The organism is Paraburkholderia phymatum (assembly GCF_038900715.1).
In the GTDB taxonomy this organism is placed as follows: domain Bacteria; phylum Pseudomonadota; class Gammaproteobacteria; order Burkholderiales; family Burkholderiaceae; genus Paraburkholderia; species Paraburkholderia phymatum_A.
The window spans coordinates 354,750-372,149 of sequence record NZ_JAYMRZ010000005.1; the positions used below are offsets into that span (position 1 = coordinate 354,750).

Annotated in this window: 17 protein-coding genes; 10 read left to right on the top strand and 7 right to left on the bottom strand. The window is 63.6% G+C overall.

Going from position 1 to position 17,400, the window contains the following annotated elements:
- Positions 1-32: 32 nt before the first annotated feature.
- The gene (locus VSR68_RS12660) at positions 33-1,094 is read right to left on the bottom strand and encodes a ParB/RepB/Spo0J family partition protein (protein WP_342940172.1); all 1,062 of its coding nucleotides are present in this window, start codon (positions 1,092-1,094) and stop codon (positions 33-35) included.
- 24 nt (positions 1,095-1,118) lie between these two features.
- Complete coding sequence (gene parA / locus VSR68_RS12665; protein ID WP_342931636.1) at positions 1,119-1,781, bottom strand: ParA family partition ATPase; 663 nt, start codon at positions 1,779-1,781, stop codon at positions 1,119-1,121.
- 973 nt (positions 1,782-2,754) lie between these two features.
- Between parA and arsC the strand changes: the two genes are divergently transcribed.
- Positions 2,755-3,126, top strand: coding sequence for an arsenate reductase (glutaredoxin) (arsC, locus tag VSR68_RS12670; RefSeq protein WP_342940173.1), 372 nt, complete (start codon positions 2,755-2,757; stop codon positions 3,124-3,126).
- Positions 3,127-3,423: 297 nt separating this feature from the next.
- Positions 3,424-3,714, top strand: a complete 291-nt coding sequence (locus VSR68_RS12675) for a DUF1272 domain-containing protein (protein ID WP_342940174.1) — start codon at positions 3,424-3,426, stop codon at positions 3,712-3,714.
- An 88-nt stretch (positions 3,715-3,802) separates the two neighbouring features.
- Here VSR68_RS12675 and VSR68_RS12680 read toward each other — a convergent pair whose 3' ends face one another.
- A complete protein-coding gene (locus VSR68_RS12680; protein WP_342940175.1) occupies positions 3,803-4,009 on the bottom strand; it encodes a hypothetical protein in 207 nt (68 codons plus the stop codon).
- A gap of 389 nt (positions 4,010-4,398) precedes the next feature.
- Between VSR68_RS12680 and VSR68_RS12685 the strand changes: the two genes are divergently transcribed.
- Positions 4,399-4,950, top strand: coding sequence for an NAD(P)H-dependent oxidoreductase (locus tag VSR68_RS12685; protein WP_342940176.1), 552 nt, complete (start codon positions 4,399-4,401; stop codon positions 4,948-4,950).
- 92 nt (positions 4,951-5,042) lie between these two features.
- On the opposite strand, the gene VSR68_RS12690 is transcribed toward VSR68_RS12685, so the two are convergent.
- From VSR68_RS12690 to VSR68_RS12700, 3 genes are all read right to left on the bottom strand, one after another.
- Positions 5,043-6,161 (bottom strand): hypothetical protein, encoded by a 1,119-nt coding sequence (locus tag VSR68_RS12690; RefSeq protein ID WP_342940177.1) that lies wholly within the window; start codon positions 6,159-6,161, stop codon positions 5,043-5,045.
- Positions 6,162-6,364: 203 nt separating this feature from the next.
- Positions 6,365-8,677, bottom strand: coding sequence for a hybrid sensor histidine kinase/response regulator (locus VSR68_RS12695; RefSeq protein WP_342940178.1), 2,313 nt, complete (start codon positions 8,675-8,677; stop codon positions 6,365-6,367).
- Entirely contained in the window at positions 8,674-9,165 is a 492-nt protein-coding gene (locus VSR68_RS12700; RefSeq protein WP_342940179.1) for a hypothetical protein, read from the bottom strand. Before VSR68_RS12700 ends, VSR68_RS12695 begins: the two co-directional genes overlap by 4 nt.
- A 237-nt stretch (positions 9,166-9,402) precedes the next feature.
- Here VSR68_RS12700 and VSR68_RS12705 point away from each other — a divergent pair, with 237 nt between their 5' ends.
- From VSR68_RS12705 to VSR68_RS12715, 3 genes are read left to right on the top strand one after another with little or no spacing between them, the layout of a single operon-like run.
- Complete coding sequence (locus VSR68_RS12705) at positions 9,403-9,771, top strand: response regulator (RefSeq protein ID WP_090863753.1); 369 nt, start codon at positions 9,403-9,405, stop codon at positions 9,769-9,771.
- Positions 9,764-10,387, top strand: coding sequence for a chemotaxis protein CheC (locus tag VSR68_RS12710; RefSeq protein WP_342940180.1), 624 nt, complete (start codon positions 9,764-9,766; stop codon positions 10,385-10,387). Before VSR68_RS12705 ends, VSR68_RS12710 begins: the two co-directional genes overlap by 8 nt.
- Complete coding sequence (locus tag VSR68_RS12715; protein ID WP_342940181.1) at positions 10,384-11,322, top strand: diguanylate cyclase; 939 nt, start codon at positions 10,384-10,386, stop codon at positions 11,320-11,322. Before VSR68_RS12710 ends, VSR68_RS12715 begins: the two co-directional genes overlap by 4 nt.
- Before the next feature lie 73 nt (positions 11,323-11,395).
- Here the strand turns inward: VSR68_RS12715 and VSR68_RS12720 are convergent, their stop codons facing one another.
- Entirely contained in the window at positions 11,396-11,818 is a 423-nt protein-coding gene (locus VSR68_RS12720; protein ID WP_342940182.1) for a nuclear transport factor 2 family protein, read from the bottom strand.
- A gap of 563 nt (positions 11,819-12,381) precedes the next feature.
- On the opposite strand from VSR68_RS12720, the gene hpnD reads away from it, so the two are divergent.
- From hpnD to VSR68_RS12740, 4 genes are read left to right on the top strand one after another with little or no spacing between them, the layout of a single operon-like run.
- Positions 12,382-13,230, top strand: a complete 849-nt coding sequence (gene hpnD, locus VSR68_RS12725) for a presqualene diphosphate synthase HpnD (protein WP_342940183.1) — start codon at positions 12,382-12,384, stop codon at positions 13,228-13,230.
- Positions 13,230-14,501, top strand: a complete 1,272-nt coding sequence (gene hpnE / locus VSR68_RS12730; RefSeq protein ID WP_342940184.1) for a hydroxysqualene dehydroxylase HpnE — start codon at positions 13,230-13,232, stop codon at positions 14,499-14,501. The genes hpnD and hpnE overlap by 1 nt, the downstream gene beginning before the upstream one ends.
- Entirely contained in the window at positions 14,498-16,531 is a 2,034-nt protein-coding gene (shc, locus tag VSR68_RS12735; protein ID WP_342940185.1) for a squalene--hopene cyclase, read from the top strand. Before hpnE ends, shc begins: the two co-directional genes overlap by 4 nt.
- Positions 16,531-17,244 (top strand): phosphorylase, encoded by a 714-nt coding sequence (locus VSR68_RS12740; RefSeq protein WP_342940186.1) that lies wholly within the window; start codon positions 16,531-16,533, stop codon positions 17,242-17,244. The genes shc and VSR68_RS12740 overlap by 1 nt, the downstream gene beginning before the upstream one ends.
- The last annotated feature ends 156 nt before the right edge of the window (positions 17,245-17,400 follow it).

A 17,400-nucleotide genomic window follows, 5' to 3' on the forward strand; every position in this document is an offset into this window, starting at 1 on the left:
GGCGCGCGCTCTCGCGCGCCCGTTGCTTTCCTTTACTGCTCCGACAACATCTGTTCGATTTGCCGGAGTATCTCGTCGCGTTTCTCACGCGTGAGTCCGCGCAATTTCAGTTCGAGCCGATCATCGCCATACGACTTCAGATCGCCGACGGACACGCCACCAAGCTTGATATCGAGCCGTTGTGCGTAACGCTGACGGCCAGCCGGTTTCGCACTCTCCTGCGCAGACGCCCTTCCCTTGACGATGTCCGCGACTTGTCGCGTGCTCAGGTCATCCGAAAGAATCTTGTTGATCAGGCGCAGCGTTGAATCGGTTCCGCGCGCCGAATGATACCGGCCAACCTGGTACGCCATGTTCGAACCAAATCGATCCGGCCGCGCCACCATCTCCTGCATCACGGCTTCCGGCAGCTTGGAAATCGACAGTGTGACAGCGATCGTCGACTCGTCCAGACCGAGATGTTCGGCTAGTTCTTTTTGACTCTGGAAGTGCTTATCGTCCAGGAAGCGGCGCCAAACGACGGCGTTGTCGAACACCGTCTGTGAGTCGCGCTGGACGTTGAGATCGTAGCCGAGCTTGTAGCTCTGGATGCCGATCGGCAGATCGATCACGATCGCCTTTACCGTCTCGTTGTTCGCCTCCTTCAATGCGCGAACACGTCGCCCACCGTCGCTGACGAAGTAACTGCCGGGATTGCCGTAATCAGGAATGACGTGGATGGCCTGCTGCTGTCCTTGCTTCGCGAGGTTGACGGCAAGTTCGGCAATCGACGATTTCAGATAGAAGTACCGCGGATTGAACGGACTCGGTTTGATCGCCTTCAGCGGAAGTTCAATGATCTGGCCCGGGCGGTAGCCGTGCTCGGCTCGCCAGTTGCGGTAGTCGACCGACTCGTTTGCCGCTTCTGCTCGCTCGGCATCGCTGATGGTGGACGACGATGCGGGCGCACTTGTGAAAGCCGCGATGTTCGCGGTCTTGGGCGCGCTCTGCACGAGTCCGTCGATCGCATTGAGTCGATCGAGCGCAGTGCGCTTTTCGCTGCTCGTGGTATCGGGGCGTGCCTGGAAGCCTTTGGCGAATTGGGACGGTTTCATTCAGGTACCTTTATGCGCATAAATTCAGGGAAGCAGAGCGGCGATCTCATCGGCGCATGCGCGGATTTCGATGCTGGCAAGCTTGGCGCCACGATCGTTCATCTGCAGGACCGTCTGGCCGAGCGCCATTGCCTGCTTGTAGGCCTCGCGCGTCGGAATCTGGGTTCGCAAAAGTGGGAAGCCGAGTTCTTCCAAAGCGCGCTTGAGCTCGCGCGTCAGCATTCGCTTCTCTTCGGTCTTATTGAGAAGAAAGACTGCTCGCAGATCTTCGTTCATGACCTGCGCCTGCTGTACCAGTTTCACGAGGCCGACGCTCGACCAGTAATCCGCTGGAGACGAGGACGTGGGAATGATGGCAACGGTCGCAGCTAGCAGGACGACGCCGGAAACTTTCTCTGTAATGGACGGTGGACAATCGACGACGATCAGGTCGTAGTCGGCAACGAACTTCTTGATCTCACGATGGATCTGCGCACCGGCTTCGGAGAGATTGACGACGGGAAACGGGATACCGGACTCGCTATCGGAGGATGCGCTGGCCCAATGGATGAGGGTGTTTTGACCGTCAGCGTCGACAACAAGAACGCGCTTGCCTCGCTCGTGAAAAGCCGCGCCGATGTGCATCGCAATTGTGCTCTTACCGACGCCGCCCTTCTGCTGTGTAACCGCGATGATTTCAGCTGCCAACGTTCACCTCCTCTTTTTGTACGCCGCTGAATTTTACCTTGTTGAATTTGTAATTCAATCAATTTTGCCCAGATCCAACGGTTATAGGCCGTTTGGTATGGGTTTATGCGCATAAAGGACGGGTGACTAAGCTGGCATGCAGTCCGTATATCGCGTATGGCCAGGATTGGTTGGTTGGACTGTAGCGTCAGGTTTTGCAGACGTCGGTTTGCGAGGCGGCGATACTGACTGCGTCACTACGAATGCGAAAGGGCGACGAATGTTGACCACGTTCATGTGCTCCGCCGGTTTATGCGCATAAAGGCAATTGAGATCGCGAAGAGGCACTCTCGGGTAAAACGGTGCGACAACCTGTTTGCGGTGCGAAGCCTGGCTCGTTTATGCGCATAAACCGGGGGAGCGCTTGGTGGCACTCCTAGCGAGATGAAGCAATCGCGCAGCTCCTGCACGCGAACCAAACTTTAGAGATACGTGGGTTGCGCTCGTAAGACTGCGGCGCAGGCAGTGAAGGACTCGCGGCGGACCGATAAAACGAGCCCACGCGAACGCGCAATCGTCGCCCGGTGCATGAACAACCCCGCTCGAATGCAACAGCCACGCTGCCGTTCACGTACCGCGCGCGCCGAGAAGCTGGCTCCTTATGGATGGGCGGGGTGGCAGCCCCGTTACCAACTGCGCTTGCACCGCAACTCTTGTCCGCAAATCGATGGGTTGGACGTTATGGCGGACAGAACCGAGATAGCACGCCAAGCCGAGGCCAAATAAATCGAGCGGAGGGTTCCTTATCGACGTCACAAGCGACATAACCCCGAGGGTCCAGCCACGATTGGACGGACCGCACTCCCCAGCGCTATACGACTTAGCCTCACGAACGATCCCACTCAAGATTCGCCGCTCAATCAGTTACGCCCGAGCGATCCCCACGGCATAGTCGTAAAATTCTGGGTTTTATCCCGACCCTGCCTAAAGCACCATGATCACCATCTATCACAACGCTCGCTGCTCGAAATCACGTGGCGCGTGTGACCTTATTAGCGACGTCTACAATCCGTCGAACGAACCCGTCGAGATCGTCGAGTACCTTCGTACTCCGCTATCCGTAACGCAGTTGAGGCAGCTGAATCAGTTGCTGGGCTGCCCTGTACGCGAAATGATCCGCGATTCGGAACCGGCCTATAAAGAACTGGGGCTCGCCGACTCATCGTTGAGCGACGCTCAGTTATACGAAGCAATCGCCGCTCATCCGATCCTTCTTCAACGTCCAATCGTGGTTCGCAACGGACGTGCCGTCATCGGTCGGCCGCCAGAGAATGTGAAAGCGCTTTTTCCCGAATTCGCGAAGTAGGCCGACGCGCATCAAGCGAGCTATCCGTATCGCGACACCTTATTGAGTAATCCACGCGTGCCGCTTCATCATCACGCAGGAGCGATACCGAGCACGACAACCGGACCAGCAATCTCCATTGCTAGCAAGCGATGTCGATCCCATCTCCGCGCTCATCGCTAGCGCAGACCGAAGCATGGCAGTAGTTGACGCATCGCTGACACTCTTGCTGGCGCAGGTCCAAATAGACTTCGGCAAAAGCCGCGCAAAGCATCATCGCGCGGCGCTCGAATCTCAATCCTGTCCGGGAGAATCGATATGCTGGAACTTAGACCGTCATGTGAAGGATGTGGCAAGGCGCTTCCACCATGCGCCACCGACGCGATGATTTGCAGCTTCGAATGCACATTTTGCGAGGTCTGTGCGCTGACGAAGTTGCGCAACGTCTGTCCGAATTGCGGCGGGAATTTCCAACATCGTCCGATCCGTCCCGCTGCAATGCTCGCGAAACACCCCGCATCGACGAAAGAGCACGCTGTCAATATCGACGAGACGTCACATAGCGCATTTCTTGCGCGTTATCGCGATACGCCGCCGTCACAGCGCTAGAAATCAAGCTTCGGCCGAAGAGCGCAAAAAAGGCGCCTTACAAGAAGAAGCAAGGCGCCTTCTTTCATCCCGCATAGGCCCGGCGACTTCACACTTTCCCGCCTCCATCGAGACCGCTCCCCGTGCGCCAGACCTGCTTCCCGCGTTCGGACAACTCACCGCAGCTATGCGTCTCGTCGGCTTGCGTACCGTCGACGGCCATGTCGCCCCCCGGTTGTTCAAGCGAGCGAGGCTTCTTCTGCTTTTTCGCGGCGATCGCCTCGTCATGGGCTTTTCCAGAATGATCCAAGCTCATGGTGTCGTCCTCCGAATAAACGCTCTAGAAATATCATCCGAGCACAGACCGCTCCCGGACGCCTCTTAAAGTTCGAAAAAACGCTTGTCCACAAGTTCAGTTTGAAGCTGTAACAGCAGGCATCGTCGCAAGCCGTTTGTTGCGCTTTGCGGCCGCCCGACAACCCGCTTGATTGATAAGGCAAACATTCCACCTATCCACAGGGTTATCCAGAAAAACTGTGGATAACTTGTGCGTCCCTCGATTTATCCACTGCGAGCGATTGGCGTGTCATATCGCGTGCCGAATTCGGCGCTATGGTTCACTCTCATGTTCACTCATCGGCCACTATGATTGACCGGCCGCATCCCCTTTTTTCGCGCAACCCGCGCCAACCGAGGAAGGAAGACATGGCCTATCACATTGCAGTCGTCGTCGGCAGCTTGCGCCGCGACTCGACCAACCGTCATCTGGCGAAGGCGTTAATTTCGCTCGCGCCCTCAGACTTTTCTTTTGAGTTTCTGGACATCAGCTCGCTTCCGCTTTACAGCCAGGACTACGATCACGATTTCCCAGAGGCGGCTCGCAACTTTAAGCAGCGGATCCACGATGCCAACGCATTACTGTTCGTGACGCCCGAATACAACCGGTCGATACCCGGCGTGCTGAAGAACGCGCTCGACTGGGGCTCGCGCCCGTGGGGACACAGCGCATGGGCCGGCAAGCCGGGCGCGGTGATCGGCACGTCGCCGGCTGCGACGGGCACAGCGTTGTCGCAACAGCACTTGCGCAACGTGCTGGCCTATCTCGACGTGGCGACGCTCGGCCAGCCGGAAATGTTCATCAAACACACGGCTGGCCAGATCGACGAAAACGGCAATATCGCAAGCGACGACACACGCAAGTTCCTGCAAAAGTTTGTCGATCGCTATGTCGATTGGGTGAAGCGCCACGTCGGCTAACGCCACGCACTGACACACCGCGCAGCGGCGCCCGGCCCCGGGCGCCGCCTCGCTTTCCGAACGCGATTGTCAGAGCATGCGGAGCACGCACGCTACGTGTGACGGTGCCCCGTCACGCGATCCCAGCCGTGCCGCACGGCTGCTTTGAACCGCTCCCAGTTGCCCTCCGGCCTGTCCCGCTCCCAGTGCTCGCGGACCTCTGGCTCGATTTCTTCCCACTGTCGGTCGTGGTAGCGGGTTTCGCGCGCCATCGACGCGCCGTGATGATAGGCGGGTACGTACTCGTCGAAGCGCAAGCCTTCGTCCGCGTACTGTGCGTCGTAGTGGGCGCGAAAATCTTCCTCGTATTCGAGGAATTCGTCGGGCACCTGTTGAGGCATCGCGCGCGCGGGCTCGGCCGTATCGGGCGTCATCACGGCGCCTGAGCCGGCGACGCCCGCCGATGCAACGGCCGCCGCCCCTGGCGTTTCGCCCGGCGGCGTGACGGGTCGCGTGCTGGTCGGCGCTGCGTAGTCCGGGTACTGGCCCGATCGTGTCTCCTGCTGTGCCGCCGCGTGTGACGGCGTCGCGCCCGGCTGTTCCGGCGGCGGAGGTTCGGGCCGCATCACCGCGCCGGCACCCGGCGCGCTCGCTGCGGCGAGCGCCTGCGCCGACGGATCGTCGACGGGCGGCACGCCGTGCAGCGCGTCCAAGCGGGCACGCTTGCGCGCTTCTTCTTCGGCGAGCAGCGCATCGCTTGACGGCTGGGCCGCCGTCGGCACCGCGGCCGGCGTGCCGATGCCGAGTTCATCCATCACCGAATGCTCGCGACGTGCTTGCGCCGCATCGTCGCGCGTCGCCTGTGTGTGCGTGCTCTCCGCCGGACGTTCATTGACTTCGACCGCGCCCAGCCGCGCCAGCGAATTGCGCGCGAGTTCCGCATGCGACTCGCTCGCCGCGTTCACGGCCACCAGCACCGCGCCGCGACGCACGGCTTCCGTGTAGCGCTCGGCTTCGGGCGCCGTCGTGCCCGAAGTCTCGAAGAGGCTCGACAGAAATCGTTCGATATTGGCGATCACGCCAGGCGTATGAGCGGTGGCGGCATCGGCGGGCGTTTCGGGGTTCGCCTGCAATTCGATGTCGGTGGAGGTGAAGCCGCTCTGCACGAGCATGTTGCGCGCGCTCTCCGCTTGCGCGTAGCTGTCGAAAAGACCAATCACGGTGTGTCGCATGTCTGTCTCCCGCGGCTTTCTGAACGGACCCCGCAGTGCCGCCGAGGCCGCTCGTTCGTCGATGCCGTGAAACGCGCAACGTTCATGCCGGATTGCACGGTCGAGCAGTCAGCCGGAACGACGAAGGAAGGGCACAGACCGCGACACAGCGTCGAAACCGTCGTCAATCGGCGCGCGCCACGTTGCGTGGCGCGCTTTTACAACTAGCTGGTAATCCCCGGCACGGCGTTCGAACCGGCTGGGTGCGTCGGCGATTGCGCGATTTCGCGCTGCAGCGTCTGCAGGAATTTGTCGAGCAGCGCGATATCGAAGGGCTTCGACAGCATGCGCGCGTCGACGTGGCGCGCTCGCTCCAGTTCTTCCGCATAGCCCGTGACGAGGATCACCGGGAGCTTGGTCTCGAAGGTCTGGATATGCTCGGCGAGGTCGATGCCGTTCAGCTTGCCCGGCATGTGGATGTCGGAGATCACGAGATCGAACGGCAGCGGCTCGCCCGTGCGCTTCTGCGCCGCGCGCGCGGCGTCGAGCGCTTCGACCGCGACGTCGGCGTTGAATGTGCACGTGACTTCGTGGCCCATCAACTGCAGCAGCGCTTCCGTGCCCGCGGCGACTTCGTCGTTATCCTCGACGAGCAGAATGCGCAGGCCGTGCGGCGCGTCCCGTTGCTCGGCGACGGGTTCGGCGGGGCGCTCGACTTCCGGCGCCTGCGTCGCGCGCGGCAGATAGAGCCGCACCGACGTGCCCGCGCCGATCGCGCTGTCGATCGCCGCGAGGCCGCCCGAGCGCTCGCAGAACGCGAACACCTGCGGCAAGCCGAGGCCCGTGCCCATGCCCTTCGGCTTGGTCGTGAAGAGCGGCTCGAACGCGCGCGACAGCACGTCGGGCGGCATGCCGACGCCCGTATCTTCCAGTGACAGCTGCACGAAATCGCCCGTGATCGGAAAGCCGTCTTCATGACGAAAACTCACGTTGCTCGTGCGCACGGTGAAGCGGCCGCCGTTCGGCATTGCATCGCGCGCATTGACGGCGACATTGATCAGCGCCAGCTCGAGTTCGGCGACGTCGACGTGCATCGGCCACACGTCGACGCCGACGTCCATCACCAGCGCGACCTTCGCGCCGAGCGACGCGCGCAGCAGATCCTGGCAGCCGGGCAACCAGCGCGCGACGTCGAGCGTTTCGCTGCGCAACGGCTGCTTGCGCGCGACGCCGAGCAACTGCCGCGTGAGCGACTGGCCGCTTTTCAATGCGCGTTCGATCGCGCACAGCTCGCGGTCGAACGTGGCCGCGCCGCGCCGTCGCACGATCTGCGCGTTGGCCGAGACGATCATCAGCAGATTGTTGAAATCGTGCGCGACGCTGCCGACCAGATTGCCGAGCGCTTCCATCTTGCGCGACTGCCGGTACGCCGATTCGATCGAGCGGCGCATCGACGCTTCCGCCTGCCAGCGCTCCCACGCTTCTTCCTCGGCAGCCAGCCGCTTGAGCGACAGCCAGATCACGAACCACAGCACGATCGACGGCACGAACATCGACAGGATCAGCACGCTCAGATGGCGATACCACGCGGCCCAGATCGCCGACGTGCGATAGCCGCACGTCACGTAGACGGGGTACGAGCCGACGCGGCGAAACGCGACGATCAGGCCCTCGCCGTCGAGCGTCGAACGCACGCGCACGACGCCCGCGCGACGGCCTTCGGCGAGCGCATCGGTATAGGCGTTGTGGCGCGTCGGCGCTTCGACTTTCGACAGCGGGGTGACGGGGTAGTGCGCAAGCAGCGAGGCGTCGGCGCGCGTCAGCGCCATCGTCATCGGCGAATCGTTGCCGCCGAGCAGCTCGCGATAGAACGCATTGAAATAGCTGGGCCGCAACGCGACGGACACGATACCGGCGAACGAGCCGTCGTCCGCGCGCCGCGCGACGCCCGTGTTGAACACGGTTTCCCCCGCGACATGTCCGACCATCACCTTCGACACCTGCTCGAGCACCTGGCCGTCGCGAATGCCGACGAAATCTTCGCGCTGGCTGATCGACGCGGAAGGCGCCGGATAGAAACGGCTGCTTGCGAGCGGTGTCCCGTCCCGGCCGAAGATCGACATGGCCGCAATCTGCGGATAGCCGCCGCCCATCGTTTGCAGCTTGTCGTGGATCGAGATTTCGCGCTGGCGGATGCCGTCGTCGTCGAGCCCCTGGACGAGATCGACGACGCGCGCATCGAGCGCCTCGTTCATGTCGAACACCTTCAGCGCATGCTCTTCGGCGACGCGCACGGTGCGCAGCGTCGCATCGGTCGCATCGGCTTCGCGCGAGCGCAGGTCACTGAACGCCATCGCGGCGACGAACACGCACGGCAGCACGACGGCCGCCACCAGCAGCGCGATCAGCGTCATGCGGCGCACGGCGAAGTTGTGCTCGGGCACGGCGGGAAACAGCGCCTCGTCCGGCCGCGCGGCGCGCGTGCGCCCGTCCGATGCTTTGACGTCGACGGAATCGGGCCGGTCAGGTTTCGTCATGGCGCAGGCCGCGCAGGCGGCGGGTGGCAAGCGGAAGAACTCTCATCATAGGTTCGGTGCGCGGCTTTATTCGCGCGCAATGCAACCATGCGGGCGACGTTCGCACCCCAAAGAAGCTTGAACGCGTCAGCCCGCTGCGTTTGCAATTCAGCGACGAATCCGGAAGCGCAAACGTACACAAAAGTAAAAAGACGATCTTTTGTCTGACTAATTGCTATGTTCATACTCTCACGCAGCCGCGCTGAGTGAATTTTATTCGACGAATGCGGGTTGGCGAGTTGCCTTTTCGCCGATTTGCTTCGAAAATTGCGCAACGATAAATACTCAGCCCGCCATGATCGGGCGAAATCCGCGCGAGGGCCCGGGCATTGCATGCCGTGCAAATCCCGCCAAACCCTCGCGGAGACCAGCGGGGCACCACGGAGCCATGAACGCCGTCTTGCCGCCGCAGCATGATCAACGGGGTAGGCTTCGAAAATGCCGGTCATTGACGTTGTCCATTGCGTGCACACTGCATCGGCCGCGCGCCGCCCGTGCAGCACGCGCCGCACGGCGCGTCCGTCGGGCCGCCATCGGTGTCGAGCATCGCTCGTGCCGAGCGCTTCTTCTTGCCGCTTGCTCCTCGTCCGTGCGGTTCCGTTGCGCAACTGCGCGAGCGGCCACTAAAGATTGAATTCACGCCGCCGTTAACACGTACGAGCCCACTCCGTTTCCCATCCACTGCCATGTCTTTGCCCATTGTGATCGCCGATGATTCGCTGCTTGCCCGCAAGGTGCTCACCAAGGCATTGCCGGAGGATTGGAAAGTCGACATTACCTATGCGTCGAACGGCCGCGAAGCGCTTGAGCATTATCGCAAGGGCCGCGCATCGGTGATGTTTCTCGATCTGACGATGCCCGACATGACGGGCTATCAGGTTCTTGAGGCTCTGCAGCACGAGGACCTCAATACGTTTGTGATCGTCGTGTCCGCCGATGTCCAGCCGATGGCAAGGGAACGCGTGCGCGCGCTTGGTGCGATAGCCTTCATCGCCAAGCCCGTGACCCCGGAGGCGCTGCTTCCCATCCTCAAGGAGTACGGGTTGTATGTCTGAGCCAGTCCTAAACGAAGACCAGCGCGACGCGCTGCAGGAGATCGCCAATCTGGCGATGGGCCAGGCCGCGACGCGCCTCGCGCTCCTGCTCGATGCGTTCATCGAACTTTCCGTGCCGCGCGTGCGCGTGGTCGCCGTGCGCGAGGCGGCGCAGGCGCTGCGCGACATGACGGGCATCAACGAGCCGGTCAGCGCCGTCCGGCAGGGCTTCCGGTCCGACATCAAGGGCGAGGCGCTCGTGATCTGCCGCACGGGCAGCATCGAGCAGTTGTGCGCGCTCGTGAGCGACCCTTATGCGAAGTCCGCGTACGAGGCGACGTCGCAGGAAGAACTCATATTCGACGTCGCGAACATCCTGACGGGCGCGTGCGTGTCGTGCATCCTCGACCAGCTCGGGCGCACGCCGGTGTTTTCGCCGCCGGGCCTGCTCGGTTCGGCGATGTCGCTCGACGACGTCTTCCAGCCCAAAATGCTCGCCTGGGAAGGCGCGCTGCTGGTCGAGGTGAACTTCGCGCTGGAGGATCAGAGTTTTCGCGCCCACCTCGTGATGCTGATGGCGGAGGATTCGATCCGTCATCTGAGCACCGCGCTGGACGCATTGCTTTCCAGTCTATGAATGCCCCGCTTCCAACGCTGAGCGATCTGGTCGTCGAACGGGTCGGCTTCGGCATTTTCGTGCTCGACCGTCAGATGAACGTGCTGATGTGGAACCGCTTCATGCACGATCACAGCGGACTGCCGGCGCAGCAGGTCGTCGGCAAGTCGATTTTCGCGAGCTTTCCGGAATTGCCGCGCGTGTGGCTCACGCGCAAGGTCGAGAGCGTTTTCCAGCTCGGCAGCTTTGCGTTCAGTTCGTGGGAGCAGCGCCCGTATCTGTTCAGGTTCGATCATGACCGGCCGATCACGGGCGGCGTCGATTACATGCAGCAGGACTGCACGTTCATGCCGATCATGCGCGAGCGCGAGGTAGAAGCCGTCTGCGTGACGGTGTGCGACGTGACGCACGTGAGCATCGTGCAGCGCGAGCGCGAAGAGGCTGTCGCGAAGCTGCAGGAATACGCGGACCGCGACGGTCTGACGGGTATCGCGAACCGCCGTTTCTTCGAAGCGCGCCTGCGCGACGAATACACGCGCTGGCAGCGCTACGGCGGCAATCTGTCGATCCTGCTATTCGATCTCGATCACTTCAAGAAGATCAACGACCAGTTCGGCCATATGGTCGGCGACACCGTGCTGCGCGAGATGGCGCGTCGCGTGTCGCACGTCGTGCGTGCGCAGGATACGTTCGGGCGTTTCGGCGGCGAGGAGTTCGCGTTGCTGCTGCCGTGCACGCCGCTCGAAGATGCGATGCAGGTCGCGGAGAAGATCCGGAACACGATCGGCGAATCGGCCGTCGATGTGCAAGGCGTGGACGTGCCGGTGACGGCGAGCGTCGGCGGCGCGGCGGCGCGGGCGGGCGTGCCGGCCTACGAGGCGCTCATCAACGAGGCGGACGCCGCGCTCTATAGCGCGAAGCGGCAGGGACGGAACCGCTCGGTGGCGTTCATCTGAGCGGTTTTCGCGGCGAAGGGGCCGGACGTCCCGCCGGCCCAAAACGCGCGTGTTCGACGCCCGCAGCGCTGATTCACTTGCGGCTCATCCACGAGCCGACGATGCGCCACTGGCCGTCGCGACGCGCAAAGTCGTCCTTGAATGCGAACACGGCCGACTGACCGTTCGGCGCCATGAAGTGATCCTCGCCGACTGCGATGGCCCGATCGCCGTCCACATGAACCTCCACGTTCTGCAGGGTCTGCGTCGAGCCCGCGGGCAAGGGCGGCGCACTCAGCACGTCGGTTTTGGTACGCGCCGCGCCTGCCGGCGTGATTTCGCGATATGAGTCGTCGAGCAGCGCTTTGAGCGTGTCGCTATCGCGATGCATGCTTGCCTGCAGCCACGTTTCCTCCATCTGGCGGATCACGGCTTCGTCGTTTTGCGCAGCGAAGACGGGTGCCGAAAACGCAAAAGCGGCGAGAAGAGGCACGGCAAAAAACATATGGGATTTCATGATATTCCTTCAATAAGGCGGAATTGCCGGGTTATTCAAATTAATTGGCTTCGAACGCGAAAATAATTAGCCAATTAATGGCGGATACAATCGACATGAAAATCGACTTCAGGGAAATATCGATTATTTGATGTCCGCCATTTGCAGACGGATAGCGGCCTGGCTTGGGGCATGTCCTTCGGCGCTCATAGCGACGACAAATGGTAGTCGCAATCTGCGCCGCGATATCTCAGACAAGTCTTAATTTGAGATAACTCGCGAATAACCCGTGAATCCAAGTCATATACAGATGGCGACAGAAGATTTTTATTGCCATTGTGTCAAATGCCGCCCGCATTATCCGACCGACATCCATCACGAATAACCTTGCAGTCCGCGGACTTGCCGCACTCGCGCGATTGCTCGCTGTTTCTGCGGCGCCTGTCAAAGGTTGGTATACTTTTCGGCGTTTTCTGGCCTTTGCGGCCGGAGTTTCGCGCGTGTCCGCGCGCGCGGGCGGCTTGCCCTGCGGGTAGGCATGACTTCTTGATCGCCCCGTCGTGGGTGTCTCAGCGGAGATCGTCTTGGCCGTTTCCAACCTCGTCGTGGACGACACACAAACTGACGCAGCCGCCGCAAGTTCGGGCAGCTCGTTTTATCTCGCGATGCGCATCCTGCCGCCGGGGCAGCGCGACGCGATGTACCAGGTCTACGCTTTCTGCCGCGCCGTCGACGACATCGCCGACAGCGACCTGCCGCGCGCCGAACGCGCCGCGGGTCTCGAGCGCTGGCGGGCGGACATCGACGCGTGCTACGCGGGCTCGCCGCGCGCGTCGCTGCGCGAGCTGACCCGGCACATCCACACGTTTCACCTGCAGCGCGAAGACTTCCACGCGATGATCGACGGCATGGCGATGGACGCCGCCGCCGACATCTGCGCGCCCGACGAAGCGACGCTCGACCTGTACTGCGATCGCGTCGCGAGCGCGGCGGGCCGGCTGTCGGTGAGAATTTTCGGGATGGAAGAGCAGCCCGGCATCGAGCTGGCGCATCATCTCGGACGCGCGCTGCAACTGACGAACATCCTGCGCGATATCGACGAAGACGCCGCGATCAACCGCTGCTATCTGCCGTACGAACTGCTGGCGCGGGAAGGCATCGCGACGTCGAATCCGCTCACGGTCGCCGACGATCCGTCGCTGCCGCGCGTCTGCGCGACACTCGCCGAGCGCGCGAAGCAGCATTTCGCCGCCGCCGACGCGATCATGGATGCGCAGCCGCGCGCACAGGTTCGCGCGCCGCGCATCATGTCGGGCGTCTATCGCGTGCTGCTCGATCGCACGCTGGATCGCGGCTTCGACATTCCGCGCACGAAGGTCAGCAAGCCGAAGCTGCGGATGCTGGCCATCGTCGCGCGTTACGCTTTCTTTTGATGCGCAAGCTGGTCCACGTGATCGGCGCGGGGCTGGCCGGTCTGGCGGCTGGCGTGCAGTTGCAGCGTCGCGGCGCGCAGGTGATCCTGTACGAAGCGGCCGAACAGGCGGGCGGCCGCTGCCGTTCGTACTACGACCGCGTGCTCGCGGGAACCGTCGACAGCGGCAATCACCTGATGCTGTCGGGCCAGCAGGCGACGCTGAACTACTTGCGCGCAATCGGTTCCGCCGACGAACTCGTCGGGCCGATCGAGCCCGAATACCCGTTCGTCGATCTCGCGACGAACCGGCGCTGGACCGTCCGGATGTCGCCCGGACGTTTCCCTGCGTGGATTTTCGAGGCCGGCGCGCGCGTGCCGGAGACCGTGTGGTCGGACTATCTGTCCATCGTGCCGCTGCTGTTCGCGAAGCCCGGCCGGACCGTCGCGCAGACGATACGCAGCAACGGCGTGCTGTGGGACCGCATGCTGCGGCCGCTGCTGCTCGCGATGACGAACATCGAGCCGCGCCACGCGACAGCCGAACTCGCGGGCGCCGCGTTGCGCGACACGCTCGCGGCAGGTGGGGCGGCGAGCCGGCCGCTGATCGCGCGCAACGGGCTGGGCTCGGCCTTCGTCGAACCGGCGCTGCGCCTTTTGCAGCACGGCGGCGCGGCGATCCGGCTCGGCACGCGGCTCGACGCGCTGGAGCTTGCGCACGCGTCGGAAAGCCGCGTGAGCGCGCTGCGCTTCGGCGACGAGCGCATCGAAATAGGCGCGAACGAGGCTGTCGTGCTGGCCGTCACGCCGGACGTCGCGCAAGCGCTGCTGCCGGGCGTGCCGGCGCCGGACCGGTTTTCCGCCGTCGTGACCGCGCATTACGCCGTCGAGCCGCCGCTCGGCCATCCGCCGCTGACGGGCCTCGTCAACGCAACCGCGGACTGGCTGATTGCGTCCGACGGGCGTCTGTCGGTGACGGCGTATGACGCCACAAGTCTCGTCGATACGCCGCGCGACGAGCTTGCGCGCATGCTGTGGAAGGACGTCGCGCGAGCGACAGGGCTGTCGGACGATCTGCCGCTGAAGTGGCAGTTGACGGTCGAGCCGCGCGCGACGATCGCCGCGCGGCCTGAAGACGAGATGCGCCGTCCCGCTACGCGCACTCGCTGGAACAATCTGATGCTTGCAGGCGACTGGACGTCAACCGGCCTGCCAGCGGGCATCGAAGGAGCGATCCGCTCGGGCCGTAAGGCCGCGGATACGCTGTTGAATGAACTGATGGAACGCCGATGAACGACCTATCCATGACCCAGACGCTGGGCGATGCACTGCCTCAAACGCTGATCGACGATCACGCCCCCGTCGCCGCCGCGCTGGCGACGGGCGCAGCGCCCGTCGACGCGCTCGACGCCGCCGTCACGCGCGCCACGGACGCGATCCTCGCCGCGCAAAAGGACGACGGTCACTGGGTCTACGAACTCGAAGCCGACGCGACGATTCCCGCCGAATACGTGCTGCTCGTCCATTACCTCGGCGAGACGCCCGACATCGAGCTTGAACAGAAAATCGCGCGCTATTTGCGCCGCATCCAGTTGCCAGACGGCGGCTGGCCGCTCTTCACCGATGGCGCGCTCGACGTCAGCGCGAGCGTGAAGGCCTATTTCGCGCTGAAGATGATCGGTGATCCGGAAGATGCCGAGCACATGGTTCGCGCGCGCGAGGCCATTCTCGCGAACGGCGGCGCCGAGGCGTCGAACGTGTTCACGCGAGTTCTGCTGGCGCTCTTCGGCGTGGTGACGTGGTACGCGGTGCCGATGATGCCCGTCGAAATCATGCTGCTGCCCAAGTGGTTCCCGTTCCATCTGTCGAAGGTGTCGTACTGGGCGCGCACGGTGATCGTGCCGCTGCTCGTGCTGAACGCGAAACGCCCCGTCGCGCGCAATCCGCGCGGCGTGCGCATCGACGAACTGTTCCGCGGCGCGCCCGTCACGACGGGCCTGCTGCCGCGCGCGGGCCACCAGAGCAAGGGCTGGTTCGGCTTTTTCCGCACCGTCGACAGCGTGCTGCGCGTGACGGACGGGCTGTTCCCGAAGGCGTCGCGCGAGCGCGCGATCAAGGCGGCCGTCGCGTTCGTCGATGAGCGCCTGAACGGCGAAGACGGCCTCGGCGCGATTTTCCCGGCGATGGCGAACTCGGTGATGATGTACGACGTGCTTGGCTATCCCGCCGATCACCCGAATCGCGCGATCGCCCGCAAGTCGATCGACAAGCTGCTTATCGTCCACGAAGACGAAGCGTATTGCCAGCCGTGCCTGTCGCCTGTGTGGGACACGTCGCTCGCGGCGCATGCGCTGCTCGAAACGGGCGATGAGCGCGCCGAGGAGGCCGTGCTGCGCGGCCTCGAATGGCTGCGTCCGCTGCAGATTCTCGACGTGCGCGGTGACTGGATCTCGCGTCGTCCGGATACGCGGCCCGGCGGCTGGGCGTTCCAGTACAACAACGCCCATTACCCGGACGTCGACGATACGGCTGTGGTCGCAATGGCGATGCATCGCGCGGCGTTGCTGACGAAATCGGATGTCGACAGCAACGCGATTGCGCGCGCCCGCGAGTGGGTGGTCGGCATGCAGAGCAGCGACGGCGGCTGGGGCGCGTTCGAGCCGGAGAACACGCAGTACTACCTGAACAACATTCCGTTCTCCGATCACGGCGCATTGCTCGATCCACCGACAGCGGACGTGTCGGGCCGCTGCCTGTCGATGCTCGCGCAACTCGGCGAAATGCCCGCGACGAGCGAGCCGGCGCGCCGCGCGTACGACTATCTGCTGAAGGAGCAGGAAGACGACGGCAGCTGGTACGGCCGCTGGGGCATGAACTACATCTACGGCACGTGGACGGCGCTGTGCGCGCTCAACGCGGCGGGCATCTCGCTCGAAGACGCGCGCATCAAACGCGCCGCGCAATGGCTCGTGTCGATCCAGAACCCGGACGGCGGCTGGGGCGAAGACGGCACCAGCTACAAGCTCGACTATCGAGGCTACGAAAAGGCGCCAAGCATTCCGTCGCAGACGGCGTGGGCGCTGCTCGGGATGATGGCGGCCGGTTACGTCGATCATCCCGCTGTCGCGCGCGGCGTCGAATACCTGAAGAGCGAGCAGCGCGACCACGGCCTGTGGGACGAAGAGCGCTTCTCCGCGACGGGCTTCCCGCGCGTGTTCTATCTGCGCTACCACGGCTATCGCAAATTCTTCCCGCTGTGGGCGCTCGCGCGCTACCGCAACATGACGCGCGCGGGCGAGAAGCGCGTCGCCGTCGGCATGTGATGGCGGCTCGGCCCGATCGCATGAACGCGAGCTTGCCCGTCATCGCCGTCACGGGGATGGCGTTCGAGGCGCGCATCGCGCGCGGCAAGGGTGTCGATGCCGTGTTCGCGGCGCGCGCGGATCTGCTCGAACGCGCGCTCAACGAAGCTGTCGCGCGCGGCTGCGCGGGCATCGTCAGCTTCGGCACGGCGGGCGGGCTGGCGCCCGATCTGGCGCCCGGGGCGCTGATCGTCGCGAGCAGCGTGCATAGTCCGCTCGGACAGGTGCATACCGATTTGCACTGGTCCGCGCGCATCGTCACCGCGCTCGGCGCGACGCCGCTGAATACAAAGCTGTGGCGTGGACCGATCGCGGGCGTCGGCGCGCCGCTCGTCGGCGCGGCGGACAAGGCGGCGCTGCATGCGTCGACGGGCGCGCTCGCCGTCGACATGGAATCCCATCTCGCGGGCGCGATCGCCGAGGCCAACGGCTTGCCGTTCGCCGTCTGCCGCGCCGTTGTCGATCCGGCGTGGCGCACGCTGCCGTCCGCCGCGACGGCGGGTTTGCGCGACGACGGCACGACGGCCATCGGCCCGATCCTGCGCGAACTGGCGCGCCAGCCGTCGCAAATCGGCGGACTGCTGCAGGTTGCCGCCGACGCCCGCGCTGCCCGCAGCACGCTCGTCGCGGCGCGGCACGCCTTGGAACGCGCGGGCGCGCTCGTCTTTCCCTGACGCATCCGGTCGCGAGTCGGCCAGTCCGCGAGCCCGCCAGCCCGCCAGCCCGCCAGCCCGCCAGTCTGCGAGCCCGCCAGCCCCCCAACCCGTAAACCGTGCGGCGCAAAAACGAAACAGTGCGTTGGTCTTGAGAATCTAGGGAAAACCCTCATA